The following is a 21,511-nucleotide window of genomic DNA, read 5'->3' as shown; positions in this document are numbered from 1 at the left end:
ACGGATCATCTTAAATTCAATTAAACACAAGGAAGCGATTGGATGGATAAATTTATGTTTCGTCCGATCCATACACAGCCAGTAATCACACAAAAGACAAATGGTGTCCATTCAGGAAAACAAACACAAAATCGTTTTTCTGCGCATTTGCAGACAGCCCTGGAGACTGACAGCAAGCTAAAAGTCAGCAAACATGCCAGACAGAGGCTCCATCAAAGAGGAATTCACATAACTAATGAACGCTGGCAGCAAATCGAAACAAAGCTGCAGGAAGCCAAAAAGATGGGTGTAAAGGAATCGCTTGTACTGCTAAAGGATGCGGCACTTATTGTCAGTGCAAAAAATAATACCGTGATTACGGCGATGGATCGTGAGGAAGCCGGAACGCAAATTTTCACAAATATCAATGGAACCATTATTTTGGATCAATAAATTTAAGGCTGGACCTTCACAGGAAGCCTAAGCTGCAGACTGACAGAAGCAGCATAACGAGAGGAGCAACCAACAAATGCTACGTTCAATGTACTCAGGAATAAGCGGAATGAAAAACTTCCAAACAAAGCTTGATGTGATCGGCAATAATATCGCGAATGTGAATACTTTTGGGTATAAGAAAGGCCGAGTGACTTTTCAGGATATGGTGAGTCAGAGCATCTCTGGTGCAAGTGCCCCGACAACTGTAGCACCTCTAAAGGGTGGAGTAAACCCTAAACAGGTTGGTCTTGGATCACAGTTATCGACAATCGATACAATCCACACTCAGGGCAGTTTACAGACAACAGGAAGATCATTGGACCTGGCCATTTCAGGAGATGGATTTTTTGAAGTTGCAAATGGCAGTGATGGATTAATAGTAGGAAGCACCTATACTCGTTCCGGAAACTTTTATCTTGATTCCAGTGGAGACATAGTAAACGCAGAAGGTAAGTATTTAGTAGGTGTTAAAACCATTGCGGATGGAGTGGTTACCGAAACGGAAGCACCGATTAACATTCCTGCTGATTCAAAAAGCTTCAGCATTGGAAGTGACGGTACCATTACATATGTTGATAAGGACGGAGAATTGCAGACTGCTGGACAAATAGCTATTACAAAATTTTCAAATACCGGTGGTCTAGAAAAAGTAGGCAGCAATAATTATCAAGAAACAACAAATTCGGGCGAACCTTTAATAGGTATAGCAGAAGGTGATACGGGTGCTGGCTCAATCGTTGCCGGGGCCCTTGAAATGTCCAACGTGGACCTATCCGAAGAGTTCACTGAAATGATCACAGCCCAGCGAGGTTTCCAGGCTAATACAAGAATCATTACAACATCAGATGAAATCCTGCAGGAGCTTGTTAATTTAAAACGCTAAGTTAAGGGAGGGACAGGGCTAAAGGCTATAGCTTTTAGCCCTGATAAAGACATTGATTAAAGTATCTCGCCTCAACGGCAAAGGATTTATTTTAAATGCGTTGTACATAGAAACAGTAGAGTCATTTCCAGATACGACGATTACGCTCGCAAATGGCAAGAAGTATGTTGTAAAGGAATCAGAAGATACCGTTTTGCAATTGATTATAAAATTCTATCAATCTGTCAATCTTCTGGGGCAACAGCTGGTGGAGGGAAATGAAAATGAAGAATAATAAGCTGTTAATGATTATGTTAATTATGCTTGTTGCGATCACCCTGGTGGGAGCTATTGCCCTTGTGGTAGTGATGAAATTTACGGGGGATGAGGGAACTAAAGAACCGACTATTGATGAAGTGCTTGAGGCTTCGGTGGATATTCCGCAAGTTACAGCGAACCTGGCAAGTGATGATTATATCAGGATCTCTTTCAAAATCCAGACTGAGAGCAAAAAAGCCAAAACGGAACTTGAAAAAAGAGATTTTCAGGTGAAAAATCTAATCATTCAGGAATTATCTGAAATGAAAGCTGAGGATATTCAGGGGAAACAAGGCCAAATCAAGCTGCAGGAAGATTTGAAAAACAAGATTAACGGCTTAATGCAAGAAGGAAAGATCGTTAAGGTGTACATTACCGAGTCTCTCCTCCAGTGATACACAAATAAGAAACTGCAATTGACGGAGGTGAGGATTCATGTCGGGTGAGGTTTTATCACAAAGTGAAATAGATGCTCTTTTATCAGCACTATCAACAGGTGAAATGGATGCGGATGAGCTGAAAAAAGAGCAGTCAGAGAAAAAAGTAAAAGTATATGATTTTAAGAGAGCGTTAAGGTTTTCAAAGGATCAGATACGGAGTTTAACGAGAATACATGAGAATTTTGCCCGTCTCTTAACAACCTTCTTTTCAGCGCAGTTAAGAACCTATGTGCAAATTTCTGTCGCTTCTGCTGATCAGATACCATATGAGGAATTTATCCGGTCCATCCCGAAAATGACGATTCTGAATGTGTTTGAAGTTCCGCCTCTAAATGGAAGAATCCTTATGGAGGTAAATCCGAACGTAGCCTATGCCATGATGGACAGGCTGATGGGCGGCAAAGGCTCAAGCATTAACAAAGTGGATAATTTAACAGAAATTGAAACAAAAATTATGTCGGCCACATTTGAAAGGGCTTTTGAAAATCTTAGGGAGGCTTGGAGCACAATAGCAGATATCGATCCGCTATTGGCAGACTTTGAAGTGAATCCGCAGTTCCTGCAAATGGTATCGCCAAATGAAACAGTTGTGGTCATTTCGTTAAATACAACCATTGGGGAAACAAGCGGGATGATCAATATCTGTATTCCGCATGTTGTGCTCGAGCCCATCATTCCTAAGCTGTCCGTCCATTACTGGATGCAGACCGACAAAAAGGAAAGAGAGCCTGAAGTAATCGCCAAGATTGAACGGAACATACACAAAGCAGAAGTTCCTGTCATTTGTGAACTTGGAATCTCAGATATAGCCATCCAGGACTTTTTATCCCTTGGTGTAGGTGACGTCATTGAATTAACTCAGGCGATTGACCAGCCTCTTGTCATAAAGATTGGCGATATTCCGAAATTTTTGGGACAGCCTGGTAAAATGAACAAAAAATTAGCGATACAAATTTTGGATACCGTGAAAGGGGGAGACGGGGATAATGAGCGATGATATGCTTTCACAAGATGAAATTGATGCTCTGTTAAGGGGAGCCGATGACAATGATGATGATTTAACAAGTTTTAAAGAGGAATTTTTTCAGACTGAAGATTACCTGTCCCATATGGAGCAGGATGCGTTAGGAGAAATCGGCAACATCTCTTTTGGAAGTTCTGCTACGGCATTATCTACCTTATTAAATCAGAAAGTAGAAATTACAACACCAGCCGTTTCAATTGTCCTGCGCGGAAAATTATCCGAAGAGTTTCCGCATCCATATGTGGCGATCCAGGTGAACTATACGGAAGGATTTTACGGAAGCAATTTATTAGTGATTAAGCAATCAGATGCGGCAATTATTGCAGATCTGATGCTTGGCGGAGATGGTACCAACCCGCCGGAGCTTATGGGAGAAATCCAATTTAGTGCGGTCCAGGAGGCCATGAATCAAATGATGGGGTCAGCAGCGACTTCGATGTCTACAATTTTCGGCAAAAAAGTAGATATTTCACCGCCTGCAATTGATATCCTTGACGTGCCTCAAGGAGAAGGCACTGAAAGATTGCCGTCTGAAGACATGCTTGTCAGGATCTCATTCCGGCTTAAAATCGGAAGTTTAATAGACTCAAATATCATGCAGCTTCTTCCACTCGATTTTGGAAAAAGTCTTGTAAACGAATTGTTAAATCCGGGACAGGCTCCAGAAAGAGAAGCATCAAGCACTTTGGCTGAAGAGCGATTGATGCCCAAAACACAACTGGAAATACCCCAGCATCATCAAGGGTTTGAGAACCCGCTCGAGACACATGGTGGAAGCTATGGACAGACATTTGCCCAAGCAGGAAATACAGCTGGTCAGGAAACATACTCACAGCAGGCGATGAATCAGGGGCCATATCCACAGCATCAGGCATCTGTGCCACAGGCAGCGCTGCATTCGAGTCCGCAGCACTTAGGAGGCATTCATCAAGGCGGTGAACAGCCAAATGTTCAGCCTGCGGTTTTCTCGAGTTTCGAACCATACCAGAAGCAGGAAACTGGAACAAAAAATTTGGATATGCTTTTGGATATTCCACTTCAGGTAACGGTTGAGCTTGGAAGAACAAAACGCTCGGTAAAGGAAATTCTTGAACTGGCTTCTGGATCAATCATTGAGCTGGACAAGCTTGCTGGTGAACCAGTAGACATACTGGTGAACAACCGGTTAATTGCCCAGGGTGAGGTAGTGGTCATTGATGAAAACTTCGGTGTCCGCGTTACAGATATTATCAGCCAGAGCGATCGTATTAAAAAACTCAGATAATTCATGGAGGTAGTAAAGAAATATGGCACACAAAATTTTAATTGTAGATGACGCAGCTTTCATGCGAATGATGATTAAAGATATTTTATCAAAGAATGGATACGAGGTAGTAGGCGAAGCTGCTGATGGTGCCCAAGCTGTTGAAAAGTACAAAGAAACTCAGCCGGATTTGGTCACAATGGACATTACTATGCCGGAGATGGATGGAATAACAGCATTGAAAGAAATAAAAAAGTTTAATCCGAGTGCAAAAGTGATTATGTGTTCTGCAATGGGGCAGCAGGCAATGGTTATAGATGCAATCCAGGCTGGAGCAAAGGACTTTATCGTTAAACCATTCCAGGCAGATAGAGTACTGGAAGCGATCGGCAAGACATTGGGCTAGTGACTATTATTTTTAGAGGGTGCAAAATTGTGTTGAATGTAAGAAAAATGCTTGCTTTTCTGCTTCTTATATCAATTGTTCTGCTGGGCATACAGCCGCTGGCCCACGCAGAACAATTAAATAATAGTGTTAAGGAATGCATGGAAAATCCCAAGGAATGCGGAAAAGAAGAAATATCATCAGAAAAAGGAATACCGGCACAGCAGGAAAGGGGAACTGTCGGCCTCACATTTTGGGACTTCTTTAAGATGATACTGGCAACAATTTTCACTGTGGCCCTCCTATATATACTCCTGAAATTCATTAATAAGAAAAGCAAGGTATACAATCGTTCACAGATTGTTGAAAATTTGGGCGGTACTGCTTTGGGTTCCAACAGATCTGTTCAGTTAATTAAAGTAGGCAACCGGATTCTTGTAGTGGGGGTAGGAGAGAATATACAGCTGTTAAGGGAAATTGACGATTCGGAAGAATACAGTCAGATCATCACAGAGCACAATGACAAATTGGAACACTTTATCCGCCCAAGCGATATTGTGACAAAGGTGATGAAAAGAACAAGACAATCAGGTGACAGCAATCAAAACAACCCTAAATTCAGTGCGCTGCTCGGACAGCAGCTTGATGAAATTAAAAAGGGCAGAAGAAAGCTGTTTGATGAGATAGAGAAGAAAGGGCTAGACGACCGATGAGTGAATTTATGGAATTTTTCAACAGCAGTTCTCCAGAGGGTGTTTCAACCTCTGTAAAGCTGTTTTTATTGCTTACAGTCCTATCTCTTGCACCCAGTATTCTCATCTTAATGACCAGCTTTACAAGAATCGTAATTGTTCTTTCCTTTGTCAGAACGGCGCTTGCTACCCAGCAAATGCCACCGAACCAGGTATTAATCGGATTTTCCATGTTCCTGACATTTTTTATAATGGCACCTACACTCCAAGAGGTAAATGAGCAGGCTCTAACACCATTATTTAATGAAGAAATTAATCTGGAAGAAGCGTATGAAAAAGCTTCCATGCCTTTTAAAGAGTTTATGAGTGGACATACGAGACAGAAAGACTTGGCTTTGTTTCTTGAATACTCCAAGGCAGAAGCACCTTCTTCCATTGAAGATATTCCCTTAACGGCCCTTGTGCCTGCTTTTGCCATTAGTGAGATTAAAACCGCTTTTCAAATCGGATTTATGATATTTATTCCGTTTCTTGTCATCGATATGGTGGTCGCGAGCGTCCTTATGTCAATGGGGATGATGATGCTTCCGCCAGTCATGATTTCATTGCCGTTTAAAATTCTGTTATTTGTGCTGGTAGACGGCTGGTACCTTGTAGTTAAATCTCTTTTACAAAGCTTTTAAGCAGGTGAACTTTCATAATGACTCCAGAAACAGTAATATCCATTGCAGAAAGAGGGATCATCACCGTACTTTTAATTTGCGGCCCCTTGCTTATCCTGGCGCTTGTGGTCGGCTTGGTCGTCAGTATTTTTCAGGCTACAACCCAAATACAGGAGCAGACATTGGCATTTATACCAAAGATCGTAGCAGTTCTTGTGGGTGTTGTTTTTTTTGGCCCGTGGATGCTTAGCCATATGCTTTCATACGCGAATGAGATTTTCTCTAATTTGACTAGGTTTGTAGGTTGATGGCATGTTAGACTTTTTGCCTGCTTTCCCTGGTTTTTTACTTATTTTTGTGAGGGTGACATCTTTCTTTTTGATGATGCCCCTTTTTTCATACCGATCCATACCTGCTTCACATAAAATAGGCCTTGGTTTCTTTCTGGCCTGGATTATGTTTTTGGGAATGGAAGTGCCATCACTGGAAATCAGCGGAACGTATTTTCTTTTGATTATAAAAGAATCCCTGGTAGGACTGATGATCGGTTTTATTGCTTATTTAATGCTTTCAGCCATACAGATTGCGGGAGGATTCATTGATTTCCAGATGGGGTTTGCCATAGCAAATGTGATTGACCCGCAAACAGGTGCTCAAAGTCCGCTGATGGGACAGTATTTATATACAATTGCGTTATTCTTTCTATTGACGGTAAATGGCCACCACCTCATGCTTGATGGCGTATTTTACAGCTACAGTTTTATCCCGTTGGAGCAGCCCTGGATTCCTTTTGGAGACGAAAACATGGCTGAATATGTAATAAGGGCCCTAAATACCATGTTCGTCATTGCTTTTCAAATGTCCATACCTGTTGTTGGGAGTCTTTTCCTTGTGGATGTTGCACTTGGGGTTGTAGCAAGAACGGTGCCTCAGCTAAATGTATTCGTCGTCGGGCTTCCTTTGAAAATTGGTGTCAGCTTCATTATCCTTATCGCTGTCATGAGTGTATTGCTCTTTGCAGTATCCCAGCTCTTTGCAGCAATGCTGGACACGATGAGGGGACTAATGGATCTTATGGGAGGTTCATGATGATATGAAGTTATTGTTATCATTGAATCTGCAGTATTTTGCTGGAGAGAAAACAGAAAAAGCCACACCGAAAAAGAAGCAGGATTCCAGGAAAAAAGGGCAGGTTGCCAAAAGCCAGGATGTCAATACAGCATTTGTATTATTGGCTGTATTTCTTTTTCTCCTGTTTGCAGGCTCATATTTGAAGGATATTATTCTCTATATTTTTACGCATTCATTTAGCGATTATATGATGATGGAATTAACGGAAGCGAACATACAGATCATTTTTCTTGATATTTTAAAAGAATTGGTGCTTTTTCTGGGACCTATTATGCTGATTGCCATGGTTGCCGGTGTTGCCGCTAACTTCATGCAGGTCGGCGTCCTTTTTTCAACAGAAGCAATACAGCCAAAGCTTGAAAAGCTCGATCCGATCAAAGGCTTTAAACGAATTTTTTCCATGAGAGCCATTGTAGAGCTCCTGAAGTCCATATTGAAAATTGCCTTTGTAGGAATGGCAGCATTTACTGTTTTATGGCTAAGGATAGATGAAATTCTAATTCTCTCTCAAAAATCTGTAGGGGCAGCGATGGCTACAATTGCCAGCCTGACAGTCCAGGTGGGGTTAATAGCATCGGCTGCCCTTTTGTTTTTGTCGGTTCTGGATTACCTCTATCAAAAATATGACTTTGAAAAAAACATCCGTATGTCCAAACAGGATGTGAAAGATGAATACAAAAATATTGAGGGGGATCCCCTAATAAAGTCTAAGATTAAACAAAGGCAGCGGGAAATGGCGATGAGAAGAATGATGCAGGAGGTTCCCAAAGCGGATGTTGTCATCACCAACCCAACTCATTATGCCATTGCCCTAACTTATGATGAAACAAAGAGCGACGCACCCATTGTAGTAGCAAAAGGGGTAGACTTTGTTGCACAAAAGATTAAATTAATAGCAAAAGAACACGATGTGATCGCTGTCGAAAACAGGCCGCTTGCAAGGTCGCTATACAGCCAGGCGGAGATAGGGGATGCCATCCCGGAAGAGTTTTTCAAAGCCGTCGCTGAGATTCTTGCTTATGTATACAGAACAAAAAACAAAATTTGATCCTAGTAAATATATCCCATAATGATCCATAAGTAATAGCTTGTCTTTGGAAGCATGAAAAATGGCGGCCAAAGCGCTTCTGCTTTTCATGTAAGGAGAGAAATTCTATGCCACTAAGAGATTTATCAGTTTTGATGAGTGTAATTTTAATTGTAGCCATGCTTATTATTCCATTTCCGCCTTGGCTTTTAAGTGTACTGATTATTATTAATATTGCACTTGCGCTTATGGTTCTGTTAACAGCAATGAACATGAAAGAAGCGCTTGAGTTTTCAATTTTTCCTTCCTTAATATTGTTAATGACTTTATTCCGGCTGGGCTTGAATGTATCAACAACCCGTTCGATTCTTTCTGAAGGGGAAGCCGGGAAGGTCGTTGAGACATTTGGTTCTTTTGTTACGGGAGGAAATGTCATTGTCGGACTGGTTGTATTTTTAATACTCGTCATCATTCAGTTTGTTGTTATTACCAAGGGATCTGAGAGGGTTTCTGAAGTTGCAGCACGTTTTACTCTTGATGCTATGCCAGGAAAACAAATGAGTATTGACGCCGACTTAAATGCAGGGATAATTTCAGAGCACGAAGCTCGTGAACGGCGTGAAAAAATTAGCCGGGAATCCGATTTTTACGGTTCCATGGATGGAGCGAGCAAGTTTGTAAAAGGGGATGCCATCGCGGGGATCATCATTACCCTCATTAACCTAATGTTTGGAATTATCATTGGGATGATACAGCACGGGCTTCCGATTGCAGAGGCAGCTGTAAAATATTCGATGCTAACGGTGGGGGATGGAATTGTCAGCCAGATACCGGCACTTCTAATTTCTACTGCAACAGGGATTGTTGTTACAAGGGCAGCATCTGATGGAAACATTGGCAAAGATATTACTTCACAGCTGTTTGCGTATCCTAAAATGCTATATGTAACTGGCGGAACCATTATTCTTTTAGGATTATTCACCCCAATTGGCATTATTCTAACATTGCCAATCGGCGGCTTATTAATTTTTGGAGGTTATATGATAGCCCGAACTCCTGAGCCAGACAAAGAACAATTGCTGGAAATGGAGGAAGAACTTGAAACCGATGAAATGAAAAGCCCTGAAAGTGTGGTTAACTTGCTGAATGTGGATCCTATTGAATTTGAATTCGGCTATGGACTTATTCCGCTTGCTGATGCAAATCAGGGCGGGGATCTCCTTGACAGGATTGTCATGATCCGCAGGCAGCTGGCTATCGAACTCGGGTTAGTTATTCCAGTTGTAAGGATTCGTGATAATATTCAGCTCCAGCCGAATGAATACAGGCTGAAAATTAAAGGGAATGAAATGGCACGGGGGGAGCTTTTGCCTGATCATTACTTGGCGATGAGCCCCGGTATTGATGATGACAGCATTGAAGGAATAGATACGATAGAACCATCTTTTGGGTTACCGGCTAAATGGATAACAGAAGAAATGAAGGAACAGGCAGAGATCTTTGGCTATACGGTTGTAGATCCACCTTCTGTAGTTTCGACACATCTTACAGAAGTGATCAAGAGCAATGCCCACGAGCTGTTAGGGCGACAGGAAACAAAGCAGCTGATAGACCATGTTAAGGAAGGTTATCCGATCCTTGTCGAAGAGGTTACACCAAATCCGTTATCAGTGGGTGAAGTTCAGAAGGTATTGGCTAAACTTTTAAGAGAAAACGTATCAATACGGAATCTTCCTGTGATTTTTGAGACGCTTGCTGATTTTGCTAAAACGACAAGCGATACAGACTTGCTCACAGAATATGCCCGTCAGTCCTTGGCACGGCAAATCACAAACCAGTTTTCACAGCAGGGTGACTCGATAAAAGTAGTGACCCTTTCCGGAAAGGTTGAAAAATTGGTTGCGGATGGCATCCAGCAGACGGAGCATGGGAATTATTTATCCCTAGACCCAGCAGCCTCCCAGAACATACTGGAGTCCATTGCTTCACAGGTGGAGCAGCTTTCGCTGATGGAGCAGACACCGATAGTGCTATGTTCACCGGCTGTAAGAATGTATGTAAGGCAATTAACGGAAAGGTATTTTCCGCAAATACCGATTCTATCCTATAACGAGCTTGAAGCAAATGCGGAAGTTCAAAGTGTTGGGGTGGTGAATGTTGAATGAAGGTAAAAAAATATATAGCATCTTCAATGCCTGATGCAATGAAACAAATTCGGGCAGAGCTTGGGAATGAGGCAGTTATTTTAAATTCAAGAGTTGTTCATACTGGCGGAGTACTCGGCTTTTTTAAAAAAAGAAGCATAGAAGTGATGGCAGCGGTAGATCCAAAGCGTGAAATAGAGAAGAAGCCTCTAACAAGGCCTGCTTCTCCACAGAAAAGGACTTCTTCATACCAATCTCAGAAGAAAGCAGAGGAACAAACAAGAAATGCTAACCTGAAATCAGATATCAAGCCATCGGATGAACTGATAAAGGAAATTAGCGACCTGAAACGAATGATGTCCAATTTGGCTGCCACCCAACAAAGCGGTCCATCCTATCCTGAGGCAATCAAGAAAGTTCAGGCCATTCTTAATGAGCAAGAACTGGAGAAAAACCTTCAGAATCAAGTTCTTTTCGCATTGCTTGAAAAATGGTATCAGAACGGAGCAGGTGCAGGGGATTCTGAAGTGTTTGAGTGGACGGAAACAGAGCTGGAAAGAGAGATAGATGGAATTACTTTTGGGGGAATATCTTTTACCAAAAAATATATCAATGTTGCAGGGCCAACTGGGGTTGGCAAGACTACCACACTGGCAAAAATGGCAGCAGAGTGTGTAATAAAGCATAAAAAAAAGGTTGCGTTTATTACAACAGATACCTATAGAATAGCGGCTATCGATCAATTAAAAACTTATGCCAAAATTTTAAACGTGCCTCTGGAGGTTTGCTATACAATAGAAGATTTCAAGGAAGCAGCAGAAAAGCTTAAAGAAAATGATCTAATTTTAATTGATACAGCTGGCCGAAATTTCCGAAATAAACAGTATGTAGAAGATTTGCAAAATGTTATTGATTTTAAAAATGATATGGAAACCTTTTTAGTTCTCTCGCTTACAGCGAAACAGAGGGATATGGAGGATATCTACAGGCAATTTTCCATCATTGATATTGATAAGCTGATCTTTACGAAAGCAGACGAAACCTCAACCTATGGAGCAATGTATAACTTAATCCATAAATATAGAAAAGGTGCAGCATACATAACAAATGGCCAGGATGTCCCGGATGATATCCTTTCTGCAGAGCCGAATGTTATTGTAAAGCAACTAGTGGGGACGATAAAATGAACGACCAGGCAGAGAAGCTGAGAGCCAGGCTGCTCGAGGATAGCAGCCATCGCCCTATGTCCAAAACATTAGCAGTTGTCAGCGGAAAAGGGGGCGTGGGGAAATCAAATTTCTCTTTGAATTTTTCTATTTCCCTATGCCAAAAAGGCGATAAAGTTTTATTATTTGACATGGATATTGGAATGGGCAACCTTGATATTCTGATGGGAAGAACATCCACTTACTCTATAGCCGATTTTTTTGAAAAGAATCGATCTTTAAACGATATTGTATCAGAAGGCCCAAATGGGCTCAGCTATATTGCCGGGGGACGGGGCTTTCCCATATACTAAAACCTGAGGATGAACAAATTGCCAGATTTACTGAGGAGCTGGCTGCCCTCTTGGGAAACTATGATTATGTGATTTTTGATATGGGTGCGGGCATTACTGAGGAGTCAGCAAGATTCATCCTTTCGGTACAGGAAATTGCAGTGATTACCACACCTGAGCCTACTTCGATTACTGATGCCTATTCGGCTATGAAGCAAATACATCTGCTGGATAACAGTATACCTTTTTATTTAGTCATAAACAAGGCACAAGGTGAAAAGGAAGGTCAGGATACGTTTAAGAGACTTTCCGATGTTTTAAAAAGATTCCTGGGAAGAGAATCTTTCTTACTTGGTATTCTTCCTGATGACCGCTACATCCAGCAGGCGGTAAAAAGACAAATTCCTTTTATCCTCTACCATGAAAAATCTCCTGCTGCGAAAGCTATTCAACTTATGGCTGATAAAGTGGGCAGCCGGCCAGCCGATTCGGCATCAGGGAATAATCATTCCTACCAATTTATAGAAAAGCTAAAGAAATTTCTTTTTGAAAGGCAGTGAATCACATGAAGAGAATCAGCGTGCTTATTGTAGATGATTCGGCCTTTATGAGGAAACTTATTGCCGATTTTTTATCTCAGGATCCCCGACTGAATGTTGTGGGCACAGCAAGAAATGGAGAAGACGGACTTAGGAAGATCAAAGAATTAAATCCGGATGTTGTAACCATGGACGTTGAAATGCCAGTCCTTAATGGGTTAGAAGCATTAAAGATTATTATGGAAACACGGCCAGTACCGGTTGTGATGCTTTCCAGTACAACGAAAGAAGGCACTGATAATACATTCGCCGCGATGGAGTATGGTGCAGTGGATTTTATTGCGAAGCCATCAGGATCAATCTCTCTGGATTTACATAAAATAAAAGCCGAATTAGCAGAGAAAGTCGTCTCGGCATGCAAGGCCAATATTAAGAATTTGGGCAATATTTCTTCCGCTGGAAAAAACCATACGAAAATCGAGCGGAATTATAGTAAAATAGAACTAAATAAGTCTATTGATCAATCAATTGGTGCAGCTATTAAATCAAGTACACATGATAAACGAATTATTTGTATAGGCACATCAACCGGCGGCCCAAGAGCCCTTCAAAAAGTTTTAACAAAGCTCCCAGGAGATCTGAATGCTCCAGTCTTAATTGTCCAGCATATGCCCGCAGGATTTACCAAATCACTGGCCAGCAGGTTGAATGGCTTGTCCGAATTGACTGTAAAGGAAGCAGAGAAAGGGGATATCCTTGAGAAAGGCACAGCCTATATTGCTCCTGGTGGATTCCATTTGAAAGTGGGATGTTCAGGGCGAGACCTGGTGCTTCACCTGGATCAATCTCCTCCTAAAAACGGACATCGTCCCTCAGTGGATATTATGTTTGAATCTGTGAGTGAACTGAAGGGTTTTCGGATGATAGCAGTTATTATGACTGGTATGGGGGCAGACGGCAGAGAAGGCCTAGCTGCTATAAAAAAAAGCAGCAATGTAATAGCGATTGCTGAATCTAAGGAAACTTCAATTATTTTTGGGATGCCAAGAGCAGCAATTGAGGCTGGATTAATAGATGATGTACAAAATGTTGATCGAATTGCAGAATCCATATTGAAATATGTTTAAGGCCGAGGGGTGCAGGCACATGGATATGAACCAATATTTAGAGGTATTTATTGAAGAAAGCAAGGAGCATTTGCAGGCATGTAATGAACAGCTTCTTGAATTAGAGAAAAAACCCGAAGATATTAATATCATTAACGAGATTTTTCGATCGGCACATACACTGAAAGGCATGTCGGCAACAATGGGATATGAGGACCTCGCAAACCTTACCCACCAAATGGAGAATGTCCTTGATGCCATCAGAAATCAGAAAATTAAAGTGAATGCAGAAATTCTGGATGTTATTTTTTTGGCTGTCGATGACCTCGAAGCAATGGTCCATTCCATTGCTGAAGGAGGAAACGGCAAAAGAGACGTTTCAACAGCTATTGCCAAATTAAAACTGATTGAAATGGGAAAAAGCCCTGCACAGGCTGAAGCAAAAACAGAAACTGCTGTGGCACTCGCAGAACCTTCAGCAGCTGTGAAAAGCACCTATGATGAATTTGAATTGACTGTCATCCAACAATCAAGGGAGCAAGGGTTTGAAACATATGAAATATCGATTGCATTGCGGGATGATTGTTTACTGAAGGCAGCAAGAGTTTATATGGTTTTCGATGTGCTTGAGAAAGTGGGGGAAGTAATTAAAGCAACTCCACCTGTAGAGGAACTCGAAGAAGAGCAATTTGACCAGGAGTTCTCTATCACAATTGTGACTCAGGAATCCCGGGAGGATATCCAGCAAAAACTATTGAAGGTGTCTGAAGTTGAGAAAGCAGACGTTATGCCGCTATCTCTTGATGACCTGCGCCAGCAAGAGCCTGAAAAAGAGGAAGAAGCTCGGCCCCCTTCTTCATCTGCAGATTCCATAGTAGATGCAACCCTGCCAAAGGAAGAAAAGAAAGCGCCTGCAGCCAAGCAGGCAAGCAATAAAACGATCAGGGTAAATATTGAAAGACTGGATATCCTGATGAATTTGTTTGAAGAACTTGTTATTGACAGGGGACGGCTTGAGCAAATATCCCGGGAAGTAAACAATCAGGAGCTGCATGAGACTGTAGAACACATGTCAAGGATTTCGGGTGATTTGCAAAATATTATCCTTAACATGAGAATGGTTCCAATCGAAACAGTATTTAATCGCTTCCCAAGAATGGTAAGGCAGCTGGCAAGGGATTTAAATAAAAAAATCAACCTCGAAATTGTTGGTGCAGAGACTGAGCTTGACCGAACAGTCATTGATGAAATTGGTGATCCGCTTGTGCATTTAATCCGCAATGCGCTCGATCATGGGGTAGAGACGCCTGAGTTTCGTAAAGCAAATGGAAAAAGTGAAGAAGGAAGTGTCATTCTAAAAGCTTATCACAGCGGCAATCATGTATTCATCGAAATTGAGGATGATGGTTCCGGCATTAACAAAGAAAAGGTGATCAGTAAAGCTCTTAAAAACGGCATTATTACTGAACAAGCCGCTGCGGCTTTAACAGACAAGCAGGCTTATGAGCTAATATTTGCATCCGGTTTCTCTACTGCTGAAAAAATATCAGATGTTTCCGGGCGCGGAGTTGGCCTGGATGTTGTAAAAAATACAATCGAATCATTAGGCGGTTCAGTATCCATTGATTCAAAAGTTGGACAGGGATCCATTTTCTATATTCAGCTTCCGCTAACCTTATCAATCATTTCTGTCATGCTGGTTGAGATTGAAGAAGAAAAATTTGCCATTCCTCTTTCTTCCATTATTGAAACAGCCATAATAAAAAAAGGTGATATCCTGAGTGCGCACAACCAGAAAGTGATTGACTTCAGAGGAAAGGTTGTCCCGCTTCTTTCATTGAAACAAATCTTTAATGTTCCTTCGGAGAACCAGGAAGGCGAATTTTTATCTATTGTCATAGTCAGGAAAGGCGAAAAGATGGCTGGGCTGATTGTAGATTCATTTATTGGTCAGCAAGAGGTCGTTTTAAAATCGCTTGGAAACTATCTAACCAATGTATTTGCCATTTCAGGAGCGACCATCCTTGGAGATGGCCAGGTTGCCTTAATTGTAGACTGCAATGCTTTGATTAAATAATGCCATAGAATATGTGATCCCATATTTACTATTAATTTAAGAGTTTAGTTATAATGCTCTGTTTACTATAACCAGCATGCGAATTTAACAGAGCTATCCAGCAAAGGAGTGACCGGAATGTCTGAGGCGGCAGTGGCAGATTTAAAATTAATCGTGTTCCAGTTGAAAGATAAAGAATATGCTATTCCAGTTAACCAGGTACGTTCGATCGAAAAGGTGCAGTTTATAACAAGAGTTCCGCGTACAGCCGGCTTTGTAAAAGGGGTAATAAATCTGCGGGGGGTTGTTACACCAATCATCAGCCTAAGAAGCAGGTTTAATCTTGAGGAGGCCGAGTATACCGACCATACCAGAGTTATAATTACCATTTTGGAAGGTATGGAGGTGGGTCTGATCGTTGATTCTGCCAATGATGTAATCGATGTATCCGTAGAATCAGTTGAGCCTCCTCCTGAGGTTGTCGGTGCCGAAGAGGCAGATTTTATAAAAGGTGTTACAAAAATTGATAAAAGATTAATGATATTAATAGATTTGGAAAAAGTTCTTAATCCTGATGAACTGGCAATCCAGAGCGAAACAGAAGGAATGTAAGATGAATTTTATAAAAAAAAATATCAGCTCGATGCATTTGGATATTTTAAAAGAAATCGGCAATATTGGTGCAGGCCATGCTGCGACGGCTCTTTCTACTCTGCTCGATAAAAAAATAGATATGACAGTTCCGGATGTAAGGGTTGTTTCTTTTGAGGAAATGATGGACATGGCCGGGGGTTCGGAGAATGTAGTGGCCGGGGTATTTCTGAGAATTGAAGGAGATGCGCCTGGCAGCATGTTCTTCGTTCTGCCTCTGAAACAGGCTGAGATATTTATTCAAGCATTGCCAGGGAGCCTTGTTTTCAATGCAGAAGAAACGCCTTACAATGAACTAGCTTTATCTGCCCTGCAAGAACTAGGGAATATCCTTTCAGGTTCTTATTTATCTTCCTTATCTGATTTTACAAACCTGTCCTTATTTCCATCTGTGCCCATGCTTAGCATTGATATGGTCGGAGCGATTATTGGCACTGGTTTGCTTGAAATTTCCCAAGTAAGCGATTATGCCATCGTGATCGATACGGCTTTGAACGAAGAAAGCCCATATGGCGGAGATTCCGTTAAAGGCCATTTCTTCCTGCTTCCGGACCCTGAGTCCTTTCAAATTATTTTTAAAGCATTGGGAGTCCAGGATCATGCATAAGCTGCTTGAAACAGTAAAAGTTGGTATAGCAGAGATGAATATTGTTAAAACGCCGGATTTAATCAGGACATCAGGATTAGGATCCTGTGTAGGAGTTGTCGTATTTGATCTTAGCTTCGGGATTGCTGGGCTCGCCCATGTGATGCTACCCGACTCATCTCTTTCTAAAGGAGCTGCCTTTAATTCAGCTAAATATGCCGATACGGCAATCAGGGAACTCGTCAGCCTCATGTCAAAGAGCGGCGCGAGGTCTTCCTGTTTAAAAGCAAAGATTGCTGGAGGAGCCCAAATGTTTCAGTTTTCTTCCAGCAGTGATTTAATGAGAATCGGTCCCAGAAACGTGGAAGCTGTGAAAAAGGAGCTGACATTATTAAAGATTGACATTATCGCAGAAGATGTAGGCGGAAACAGCGGAAGAACCATTGAATTCAACCCGGCAACAGGCAAATTAAATATCCGGACTGTCAATAAAGGTGAATTCATGATTTAAGGGCTGCTAAATAATTGATGGATGAATACCTGTCTTAATTGGCCTAATTAAAATAGTTTTATATCCATAGGCTGTGTTAAAGTTCATTGTTGATTTTGGAATCCTATTGATTAGAGCGTGTCAAGGGGAGACCCTGTATGCGCGAGTGCGCTGTCGGACCGCCCGCTGTCCGCTAGCTCCTGAGCGGAAATCAACAGGCAAATTTAATAGATCCAAACCAGCACCCGGAAGGTAACTGTTTTTTTCGATCCCTATATAAACCTTATTGTTCAGTAGTAAAAGCCTTGGATTATCAGCTGGATACAGCCTGAGTTTTAATATTGTTAGAGGGAATATTTTGATATATTAACGATAATTAATAGAAATGGGAACGTTTGAGGAGGATGGCCATGGCAGAGCTAACGATTGAAGAAAATACATACTGGGCTAAATGGGTCGACTCTCGTGATGCTCAAGCGGGGAACTTTCTTGCGAAGAGATATATGCCTCTCGTAAGCTATCATGTGCAGCGAATATCAGTGAACCTTCCTAAAAGTGTTTCAAGAGACGATATACGAAGCCTTGGTATGATAGGATTATACGATGCCTTGGAAAAATTTGATCCTAAGAGAGATTTAAAATTTGATACATACGCTTCCTTTCGAATCCGGGGTGCGATTTTAGACGGATTAAGAAAGGAAGATTGGCTTCCCCGGAGTACAAGGGAGAAGGCCAAAAAAATTGAAGCGGCTATGGAAAAGCTTGAGCAGCGGCTGATGCGAAATGCCACGGTAGGGGAAATTGCCGACGAGGTTTATATGGGGGAAGAAGAAGTTTATACAGTAATGAACGAACACTTTTATGCAAACGTTTTATCAATCGATGAACAGCCTGGCGATTCTGATGATAAAGAAGGCGGTTCATTTGCCATTAAGGATGACAAAGCAGTTATACCGGAAGAAAAGGTATTGAAAAATGAGATACTGGAAGAAATGGCCGAAAGAATCCTGCAATTGAATGAAAAAGAACAGCTGGTTATTAGTTTATTTTACAAGGAAGAATTAACTTTAACAGAAATCGGCGAAGTGATGGGTTTGTCAACTTCGCGAATATCCCAGATTCATTCCAAAGCTATATTTAAGCTCAGACAGTCGCTGGAAAAAGTTTTATAAAATATGCCCTGCTGCTATCTGGAGAAAGAAGGAATCAGTATGGAAATTCAGTTTCAGATTTTAGTTGATAGAAATCGTTTATCTGCCATGCTGCAGCCCATAGTCAGCAATGAAATAATAGGGATCTCATCAGAAATAATAAAGAATCTTCTTGCCAGGGATAAAATAACCTTTGGGATTAATGAAGAAGCGATAAAAAAGATTTGCCAGGACCCCCTATCAGTGCAATATCCCGGGAACAAAAACAAAATTTAAATCTTAGCAAAGAAGATAAAATCAATCACATAGGCTGGGACGAACCAGACCAAAAAGAAAAACAAAAAAAAGAAAGCAATAAGGAACAGGGCCACCCTTATAAAGGGAAGGTTATTGATTATAGCGGATAGAGGGATAGTATGACTGGTTTTCTGTTAGCGATAAGCCTGTTATTGAATATCATGGCACTTTTGGCAATTATCCTCCTGTTTCTCCGGCAAAACAAGCTAATGGAAACGGAGAAAAAGCAGGAGAGGTTATTTAATGAAATGGAAGAGGTCATTTCCACTTACCTCGTGCAGATGAAGGAAGAAAACGATGAATTTATTAAAAGGGTTTCTCAGCTTAACATAAATGCATTGACTGAAAAAGCTGAATCGAAAGAGAAACTGGTAAAGGCTCAAAAAAAGGCAGAAACAAAGGATATGCCTAACCGCCTTGCAAAGGCATCAGCCAACCAGGCAGTGAAAGCTTATAAAAAGAATAGTGATCAAGCAGATAAACAAATAGAATTAAAAGATGAATCTGTTTCTGGATTTGAAAGTAAAGCATCAGCTGCGAAAGTGGAAAAACAGAGCGATTCTGAAGCACAGCAGCATCAAACATCATCACTGCTTGATAACGTTTTGGTATTAAAAAAGCAGGGCCTGACGGAAGACGAAATTGCCAAGACATTAGGTAAAGGCAGAACGGAAATTGCATTAATGCTTAAATTTCGCCAAAATCAGCAAGAATAGCTTGATTGTCAAAAACACTTGTGCTATATTAACAAATGGTGTTAATACACACGCTTATGGATTTAGCCGGATGGTGCTGTACATATGCAGTTGCCGGCTAAAAATGATATGAGCGGAGGAAAAAAAACCATTAGGAGGAAACACAAAATGTCAGTAATTTCAATGAAGCAATTACTTGAAGCTGGTGTGCATTTCGGACACCAAACTCGCCGCTGGAACCCTAAGATGAAGAAGTATATCTTCACTGAGCGTAACGGCATCTACATCATCGACCTTCAAAAGACTGTTAAGAAGGTAGAAGAAGCTTACAACTTCGTTAAGGAGCTTGCTGGAAACGGCGGTACAATCCTTTTCGTAGGTACTAAGAAACAAGCTCAAGATTCAGTTAAAGAAGAAGCTATCCGTTCTGGTATGTTCTATGTAAACCAGCGCTGGTTGGGCGGAACTTTAACTAACTTTGAAACAATTCAAAAGCGTATTTCACGTTTAAAGGATATCGAAAGAATGTCTGAAGACGGAACTTTCGAAGTTCTTCCTAAAAAAGAAGTTGTTCAATTGAAGAAAGAGCAAGAGCGCTTAGAGAAGTTCTTAGGCGGAATCAAAGACATGAAGGGCCTTCCAGATGCTCTATTCATTATTGATCCTCGCAAAGAGCGCATTGCTGTTGCAGAAGCACATAAATTAAACATTCCTATCGTTGGTATCGTTGACACTAACTGTGATCCGGATGAAATTGATGTTGTAATCCCTGCAAACGATGATGCTATCCGCGCTGTTAAACTATTAACAGGCAAAATGGCTGATGCTATCCTTGAAGCTAAACAAGGTGAAGAAGTTACAACTGCTTAATAGAAAAGCGGGAGCGCCTTGTGGCGCTGGAACTGGACAGTTCCAGAGTGCTTTTTCTTGATTTAAAGAAGGTGATAATAGGGAGCACCCTTTATCACCTTTTTTTAAAGAATGGGAAAAGTTTTGTTTTCCATACAGCTATATATGGTAAAGATATAATTACATAACTCATTTTAAGGAGGATCTTATAATGGCAATTACTGCTCAAATGGTTAAAGAACTTCGTGAAAAAACAGGCGCAGGCATGATGGACTGCAAAAAGGCTCTTCAGGAAACTGAAGGCGATATGGAAAAAGCAATCGACTTCCTTCGTGAAAAAGGAATCGCTAAAGCTGCTAAAAAAGGTGACCGCATTGCTGCTGAAGGTCTTACTACAGTTAAAGTGGACGGAAACGAAGCAGTTATCCTTGAAGTAAACTCTGAAACAGACTTCGTTGCTAAGAACGAAGGGTTCCAAACTCTTGTAAAAGAATTAGCTGAACATTTGCTTGCAAATAAGCCATCTTCTGTTGAAGAAGCAGCTGGCCAAACAATGGCTAACGGATCTACTTTAGAGTCTCACATCAATACTGCAATCGCTAAAATTGGTGAAAAGCTTTCTCTTCGCCGTTTTGAAATCAAAACAAAAACTGACAACGATGCTTTCGGTGCTTACCTGCACATGGGCGGACGCATTGGTGTATTAACCGTTCTTGAAGGTACAACTGATGAAGAAGCAGCGAAAGATGTTTCAATGCACATTGCTGCCCTAAACCCTAAATATGTTTCCCGTGATGAAGTATCACAGGAAGAAGTTGAGCGCGAGCGCCAAGTTTTAACTCAGCAGGCTCTTAACGAAGGCAAGCCAGAAAATATTGTGGCTAAGATGGTTGAAGGCCGCTTAGGTAAATATTTCGAAGATGTTTGCGTAAACGACCAGGCTTTTGTTAAAAACCCTGATCAAAAAGTTGGCAAATTCGTTGAATCAAAAGGCGGAAAAATCCGTGAGTTCATTCGCTATGAAGTTGGAGAAGGCATCGAAAAGCGTGAAGACAACTTCGCTGAAGAAGTAATGAACCAGGTTAAAAAATAATAGTAATTAAAACAGCGATAACAGCTATGATTCAGGGAACACTTTGTGTTCCCTGTTTTTCAAGAAAAGATTAAATTATGATCTAGCCTTGTGCCTTT

Annotated in this window: 26 protein-coding genes; all 26 read left to right on the top strand. The window is 41.2% G+C overall.

Translation table 11 applies throughout. From position 1 onward, the window contains the following. Nucleotides 1-42: 42 nt before the first annotated feature. The 26 genes from AC3ZVC_RS21040 (at nucleotide 43) to tsf (ending at nucleotide 21,413) form a co-directional block, all read left to right on the top strand. Complete coding sequence (locus tag AC3ZVC_RS21040) at nucleotides 43-432, top strand: TIGR02530 family flagellar biosynthesis protein (RefSeq protein WP_490065092.1); 390 nt, start codon at nucleotides 43-45, stop codon at nucleotides 430-432. Nucleotides 433-508: 76 nt separating this feature from the next. Continuing rightward, nucleotides 509-1,357 carry a flagellar basal body rod protein FlgG gene (flgG, locus tag AC3ZVC_RS21035; RefSeq protein WP_490065091.1) on the top strand — a complete coding sequence of 283 codons (849 nt, stop codon included), beginning with the start codon at nucleotides 509-511 and terminating at the stop codon, nucleotides 1,355-1,357. 52 nt (nucleotides 1,358-1,409) lie between these two features. Next, nucleotides 1,410-1,631 carry a flagellar FlbD family protein gene (locus tag AC3ZVC_RS21030; RefSeq protein ID WP_490065090.1) on the top strand — a complete coding sequence of 74 codons (222 nt, stop codon included), beginning with the start codon at nucleotides 1,410-1,412 and terminating at the stop codon, nucleotides 1,629-1,631. Continuing rightward, nucleotides 1,621-2,049 carry a flagellar basal body-associated protein FliL gene (gene fliL / locus AC3ZVC_RS21025; RefSeq protein WP_214725774.1) on the top strand — a complete coding sequence of 143 codons (429 nt, stop codon included), beginning with the start codon at nucleotides 1,621-1,623 and terminating at the stop codon, nucleotides 2,047-2,049. The genes AC3ZVC_RS21030 and fliL overlap by 11 nt, the downstream gene beginning before the upstream one ends. A 40-nt stretch (nucleotides 2,050-2,089) precedes the next feature. Continuing rightward, nucleotides 2,090-3,091 (top strand): flagellar motor switch protein FliM, encoded by a 1,002-nt coding sequence (gene fliM, locus AC3ZVC_RS21020; RefSeq protein ID WP_490065089.1) that lies wholly within the window; start codon nucleotides 2,090-2,092, stop codon nucleotides 3,089-3,091. Beyond that, complete coding sequence (gene fliY / locus AC3ZVC_RS21015; protein WP_490068978.1) at nucleotides 3,078-4,382, top strand: flagellar motor switch phosphatase FliY; 1,305 nt, start codon at nucleotides 3,078-3,080, stop codon at nucleotides 4,380-4,382. The genes fliM and fliY overlap by 14 nt, the downstream gene beginning before the upstream one ends. 22 nt (nucleotides 4,383-4,404) lie before the next feature. After that, nucleotides 4,405-4,767 carry a chemotaxis protein CheY gene (gene cheY / locus AC3ZVC_RS21010; protein ID WP_490065088.1) on the top strand — a complete coding sequence of 121 codons (363 nt, stop codon included), beginning with the start codon at nucleotides 4,405-4,407 and terminating at the stop codon, nucleotides 4,765-4,767. A 29-nt stretch (nucleotides 4,768-4,796) separates the two neighbouring features. Further along, a complete protein-coding gene (locus AC3ZVC_RS21005) occupies nucleotides 4,797-5,459 on the top strand; it encodes a flagellar biosynthetic protein FliO (protein ID WP_490065087.1) in 663 nt (220 codons plus the stop codon). After that, nucleotides 5,456-6,121, top strand: a complete 666-nt coding sequence (gene fliP, locus AC3ZVC_RS21000) for a flagellar type III secretion system pore protein FliP (protein WP_490065086.1) — start codon at nucleotides 5,456-5,458, stop codon at nucleotides 6,119-6,121. The genes AC3ZVC_RS21005 and fliP overlap by 4 nt, the downstream gene beginning before the upstream one ends. A gap of 17 nt (nucleotides 6,122-6,138) precedes the next feature. Further along, a complete protein-coding gene (gene fliQ / locus AC3ZVC_RS20995) occupies nucleotides 6,139-6,408 on the top strand; it encodes a flagellar biosynthesis protein FliQ (protein ID WP_053436462.1) in 270 nt (89 codons plus the stop codon). A gap of 4 nt (nucleotides 6,409-6,412) precedes the next feature. Further along, on the top strand, nucleotides 6,413-7,189 hold the full coding sequence (gene fliR, locus AC3ZVC_RS20990; protein WP_490065085.1) for a flagellar biosynthetic protein FliR: 777 nt from the start codon (nucleotides 6,413-6,415) through the stop codon (nucleotides 7,187-7,189). Nucleotides 7,190-7,193: 4 nt separating this feature from the next. Beyond that, nucleotides 7,194-8,279: a flagellar biosynthesis protein FlhB gene (gene flhB / locus AC3ZVC_RS20985; protein ID WP_490065084.1), complete on the top strand. Its 1,086-nt coding sequence runs from the start codon at nucleotides 7,194-7,196 to the stop codon at nucleotides 8,277-8,279. 107 nt (nucleotides 8,280-8,386) lie between these two features. Further along, complete coding sequence (gene flhA / locus AC3ZVC_RS20980; RefSeq protein WP_490065083.1) at nucleotides 8,387-10,423, top strand: flagellar biosynthesis protein FlhA; 2,037 nt, start codon at nucleotides 8,387-8,389, stop codon at nucleotides 10,421-10,423. Beyond that, nucleotides 10,420-11,589, top strand: coding sequence for a flagellar biosynthesis GTPase FlhF (flhF, locus tag AC3ZVC_RS20975; protein ID WP_490065082.1), 1,170 nt, complete (start codon nucleotides 10,420-10,422; stop codon nucleotides 11,587-11,589). Before flhA ends, flhF begins: the two co-directional genes overlap by 4 nt. Then, complete coding sequence (locus AC3ZVC_RS20970; protein WP_490065081.1) at nucleotides 11,586-11,921, top strand: P-loop NTPase; 336 nt, start codon at nucleotides 11,586-11,588, stop codon at nucleotides 11,919-11,921. The genes flhF and AC3ZVC_RS20970 overlap by 4 nt, the downstream gene beginning before the upstream one ends. Nucleotides 11,922-11,971: 50 nt before the next feature. Next, nucleotides 11,972-12,460, top strand: a complete 489-nt coding sequence (locus AC3ZVC_RS20965; protein ID WP_490065080.1) for a MinD/ParA family ATP-binding protein — start codon at nucleotides 11,972-11,974, stop codon at nucleotides 12,458-12,460. A 5-nt stretch (nucleotides 12,461-12,465) separates the two neighbouring features. Next, complete coding sequence (locus AC3ZVC_RS20960; RefSeq protein WP_490065079.1) at nucleotides 12,466-13,566, top strand: protein-glutamate methylesterase/protein-glutamine glutaminase; 1,101 nt, start codon at nucleotides 12,466-12,468, stop codon at nucleotides 13,564-13,566. 19 nt (nucleotides 13,567-13,585) lie between these two features. Next, nucleotides 13,586-15,622 (top strand): chemotaxis protein CheW, encoded by a 2,037-nt coding sequence (locus AC3ZVC_RS20955; protein ID WP_490065078.1) that lies wholly within the window; start codon nucleotides 13,586-13,588, stop codon nucleotides 15,620-15,622. Nucleotides 15,623-15,739: 117 nt separating this feature from the next. Next, nucleotides 15,740-16,213, top strand: coding sequence for a chemotaxis protein CheW (locus AC3ZVC_RS20950; RefSeq protein ID WP_490065077.1), 474 nt, complete (start codon nucleotides 15,740-15,742; stop codon nucleotides 16,211-16,213). 1 nt (nucleotide 16,214) lies between these two features. Next, complete coding sequence (locus AC3ZVC_RS20945) at nucleotides 16,215-16,859, top strand: chemotaxis protein CheC (protein WP_490065076.1); 645 nt, start codon at nucleotides 16,215-16,217, stop codon at nucleotides 16,857-16,859. After that, complete coding sequence (locus AC3ZVC_RS20940) at nucleotides 16,852-17,349, top strand: chemotaxis protein CheD (protein ID WP_490065075.1); 498 nt, start codon at nucleotides 16,852-16,854, stop codon at nucleotides 17,347-17,349. Before AC3ZVC_RS20945 ends, AC3ZVC_RS20940 begins: the two co-directional genes overlap by 8 nt. Before the next feature lie 389 nt (nucleotides 17,350-17,738). Then, nucleotides 17,739-18,500, top strand: a complete 762-nt coding sequence (locus tag AC3ZVC_RS20935; RefSeq protein ID WP_490065074.1) for a FliA/WhiG family RNA polymerase sigma factor — start codon at nucleotides 17,739-17,741, stop codon at nucleotides 18,498-18,500. A gap of 39 nt (nucleotides 18,501-18,539) precedes the next feature. Continuing rightward, nucleotides 18,540-18,755 carry a hypothetical protein gene (locus AC3ZVC_RS20930; RefSeq protein WP_490065073.1) on the top strand — a complete coding sequence of 72 codons (216 nt, stop codon included), beginning with the start codon at nucleotides 18,540-18,542 and terminating at the stop codon, nucleotides 18,753-18,755. A 140-nt stretch (nucleotides 18,756-18,895) separates the two neighbouring features. Continuing rightward, nucleotides 18,896-19,492 carry a DUF6115 domain-containing protein gene (locus AC3ZVC_RS20925; RefSeq protein ID WP_490065072.1) on the top strand — a complete coding sequence of 199 codons (597 nt, stop codon included), beginning with the start codon at nucleotides 18,896-18,898 and terminating at the stop codon, nucleotides 19,490-19,492. Nucleotides 19,493-19,639: 147 nt separating this feature from the next. Next, nucleotides 19,640-20,341, top strand: coding sequence for a 30S ribosomal protein S2 (rpsB, locus tag AC3ZVC_RS20920; RefSeq protein ID WP_490065071.1), 702 nt, complete (start codon nucleotides 19,640-19,642; stop codon nucleotides 20,339-20,341). 190 nt (nucleotides 20,342-20,531) lie between these two features. Then, nucleotides 20,532-21,413, top strand: a complete 882-nt coding sequence (gene tsf / locus AC3ZVC_RS20915) for a translation elongation factor Ts (protein ID WP_214725791.1) — start codon at nucleotides 20,532-20,534, stop codon at nucleotides 21,411-21,413. The last annotated feature ends 98 nt before the right edge of the window (nucleotides 21,414-21,511 follow it).

It is taken from the genome of Cytobacillus sp. C11.1, from assembly GCF_058145115.1.
This window is presented reverse-complemented; position numbering and strand designations above follow the sequence as displayed.